This window comes from Actinomadura sp. NPDC048032 (genome assembly GCF_040653175.1).
Taxonomy (GTDB): Bacteria; Actinomycetota; Actinomycetes; order Streptosporangiales; family Streptosporangiaceae; genus Spirillospora; species Spirillospora verrucosospora.
The window spans coordinates 1-3,241 of sequence record NZ_JBEZJP010000636.1 but is presented as its reverse complement, the minus strand read 5'-3'; the positions used below and the strand labels follow the sequence as shown (position 1 = coordinate 3,241).

The 3,241-nt window shown below is 72.4% G+C and carries 2 protein-coding genes; both read right to left on the bottom strand.

Features of this window, described 5'->3' with window-relative positions:
* Window positions 1–80 precede the first annotated feature (80 nt).
* Entirely contained in the window at window positions 81–1,469 is a 1,389-nt protein-coding gene (locus AB0C69_RS40390; RefSeq protein WP_345174458.1) for a glycine--tRNA ligase, read from the bottom strand.
* A 168-nt stretch (window positions 1,470–1,637) separates the two neighbouring features.
* A complete protein-coding gene (locus AB0C69_RS40385) occupies window positions 1,638–3,026 on the bottom strand; it encodes a DUF1906 domain-containing protein (protein WP_360361751.1) in 1,389 nt (462 codons plus the stop codon).
* Window positions 3,027–3,241: the final 215 nt, after the last annotated feature.

Genomic DNA, 3,241 nt, shown 5'->3' with positions numbered 1-3,241 from the left:
GCGAGCCGTGGTACCGGCCGGCCCCCCCGTGGGGGGGGGCGGCCCGTCTCGTCGTCACCGGGGCGTCGCCCGGAGCCGGGTCAGCAGCCGACGAGCTGCGCGGCGAGGAACGACTCGACCTGGCTGAGCGCGATGCGCTCCTGGCTCATCGAGTCGCGCTCCCGGACGGTCACCGCGTCGTCCTCCAGGGTGTCGAAGTCGACGGTGACGCAGAACGGGGTGCCGATCTCGTCCTGGCGCCGGTAGCGGCGGCCGATGGCACCCGCGTCGTCGAAGTCGACGTTCCAGTTGCGGCGCAGCTGCGCGGCGAGGTCGCGGGCCTTCGGGGACAGGTCGGCGTTGCGCGACAGCGGCAGCACCGCGACCTTCACCGGGGCGAGCCGCCGGTCGAGCCGCATCACGGCGCGCTTCTCCATCTTGCCCTTGGCGTTGGGCGCCTCGTCCTCGGCGTAGGCGTCCATCATGAAGGTGAGCGTGCAGCGGTCGACGCCCGCCGCGGGCTCGATCACGAACGGGGTGAACCGGTCGCCGGACTCCTGGTCGAAGAACGACAGGTCGGCGCCGGACGCCTTGGAGTGCGTGGTCAGGTCGTAGTCGGTGCGGTTGGCGATGCCCTCCAGCTCGCCCCACTCGCTGCCGACGAAGTCGAACCGGTACTCCACGTCGACGGTGCGCTTGGAGTAGTGGGACAGCTTCTCCTGCGGGTGCTCGAACAGCCGCAGGTTCTCCTTGCGGATGCCGAGGTCGACGTACCACTGCATGCGCTCGTCGATCCAGTACTGGTGCCATTCCTCGTCGCTGCCGGGCTTGACGAAGAACTCCATCTCCATCTGCTCGAACTCGCGGGTCCGGAAGATGAAGTTGCCGGGCGTGATCTCGTTGCGGAACGACTTGCCGATCTGGCCGATGCCGAACGGCACCTTGCGGCGCGCGGACTGCTGGACGTTCAGGTAGTTGATGAAGATGCCCTGCGCGGTCTCGGGACGCAGGTAGGCCAGGCCCGACTCGTCCTCGACGGGGCCGAGGTAGGTCTTGAGCAGCCCGTTGAACATCTTCGGCTCGGTGAACGAGCCCTTCACGCCGCAGTTGGGGCAGGAGATGTCGGCGAGGCCGTTCGCGGGCGGCCGGCCGTGCTTCTCCTCGTAGGCCTCCTCCAGGTGGTCGGCCCGGAAGCGCTTGTGGCAGGACTGGCACTCGGTGAGCGGGTCGACGAACGCCTGGACGTGGCCGCTGGCCTCCCAGACCTCGCGCGCCAGGATGACGCACGAGTCGAGGCCCACGACGTCGTCGCGGCCCTGCACCATCGACTTCCACCACTGGCGCTTGACGTTGTTCTTCAGCTCGACGCCGAGGGGGCCGTAGTCCCAGGAGGCGCGGAGCCCGCCGTAGATCTCGCTCGACGGGTAGACCAGGCCCCGCCGCTTGGCGAGGTTGACGATCGTGTCCAGCACATCGGAACGGCGTGCCATGAAAGATTCTCCATCCGGCTGGCGGTCGGCGGGAACAGTGAGTGCGCCCCGGTCCCGCGGCGACGGCGGGCGGCGGCGAGTGTGATCCCCGGTGATGTGCTCCGGCGCGGGCGCCGCCGCCGCCGGAGAGTGCCCCCAGCTTAGGGCACGGGGGCCCCTGAGCAGGAACTAGTAAACGCGCCCGTCGGCGACGTCGCTGTCGATGTTCAGGGTGACCCCGCCGTGCGTCTCCCGGTGGCCGCCGCGGTACTGCTTGACGCGGCGGTGCGGCGCCCACCAGGCGTCCGGCAGGAACGGGTCTCCGTACACGTCGGCTCGGCGGTCCCAGTTGGCGAACCAGACGCAGGACGGCCTGCTGATCGAGGACCGGCCCACGTCGCGGATGCCGGACTTGGAACTGCTGTAGAGGCACGGCTGGTAGCCCTCGGTCTTCAGCCGGTCGACCCAGTTGTCGACGAAGCGGAGGACGGCGGCCCGGCAGGCGCCCTTCTTGTGGTCGTAGGCCTCCATGTCGTAGTAGAGCGGCTTGCCGGCCGGAATGCCGAGCGCGCGGGCCCTGCGGGCGGCGTCCGCGGCCGCCTGAGCGCCCTGCCAGGAGGCGCTCCTGGCGGTGAAGCGCTGCGGGCGGCTGCCGCACGGGGCCTGGAGGCCCACGTAGGTGGCGGTGAGGCGGTAGCCCATGGCGCGCACCTGCCGCACCCACGAGGCGGTGAGGTTCGGCTGGGCGCATCCGCGCGCCGCTCCGCCGATGTAGATGTTGGTGACCTTGAACGAGGGCCGCCAGGCCCTCATGGTCGCCAGGGACGGGGCGGTGCAGGTGTCGAACCCCTTGCCCCGCACCCACGAGCGCTCCAGGGTGGTCCCCTGGCCGGAGGACGGGCTCTCGGCGGGCACCGGACCTCCGGTCGGCAGCGGGCCTCCGCTGGGCACGGGGCCTCCGCTGGGCGCCGTCCCCTCGGCCGGCGCCGTGGGCACGGCGGTCGCCGTCCGGCGGACGTCCGGCTTGGACGGCGCGGCGGTCCACCGGCCCGACAGCCGGGTGCCCCGCAGGATCCGCTGGAGCGCCTCCGGGCTCCCGCCGTACACGCCGGTGATCGTGACGCCGGCCTCGGGCAGGGTGAGCCGCGTCTCGTGGTCGGCGGTCCGCCGCACGGTCAGCGAGGCGAGCTTGTCGGCGTGCACGACGGTCCGCGCGGTCCGCCCGTCCCCCGCGGGCTGGAGGTGGACGGCCTCGGTGCGGCCGACGGCGCGCGCCGGGCAGTCGGGCTGCGGGCCGGGGCGGCCCAGGTAGACCGCGTGGCGGTCGTAGCGGACGCACCGGGACGGATCCCGGTCGAGCCGGTGCACCTCCCAGCCGGCCGGGACGGGGACGCGCAGCCCCCGGTACTCGACCACGCGGCCGTGCGGGCCCTCCCCGCTCTCGGCCGCCCCCCTCAGGGCGAGCGAGGCCGCCCGAGGGGGCGCGGGACGCGCGGGGGCCGTCCCGGTGACGGTGAGGACGACGGCGACGGCCGCCGCCGCCCCGGACGGCACACTGAACAGGACGGCATGGCGCATCACATTCTCCCCCGCGAGCCCGGCATGATCATGTGCGGGATGACCTCGGCGGAGGCGGCGAAACCGGGAGGGGTCGCTTCTTGACCGCCGATTGCCCGCATTCTGACCAGGCCCGAGCGGGACGGGCCGGGCGGCCGCTCAGGCGGAGGAGACCACCTCGTACCCGATGAGGGCGTACGACATCGCGCCCATGACCTCCCAGCCCATCAGCAGCA

What these genes read in the sequence shown, in the direction of transcription:
- AB0C69_RS40390 (WP_345174458.1), bottom strand. Translation starts at nt 1,469, where the DNA reads ATGGCACGCCGTTCCGATGTGCTGGACACGATCGTCAACCTCGCCAAG.
- AB0C69_RS40385 (WP_360361751.1), bottom strand. Translation starts at nt 3,026, where the DNA reads ATGCGCCATGCCGTCCTGTTCAGTGTGCCGTCCGGGGCGGCGGCGGCC.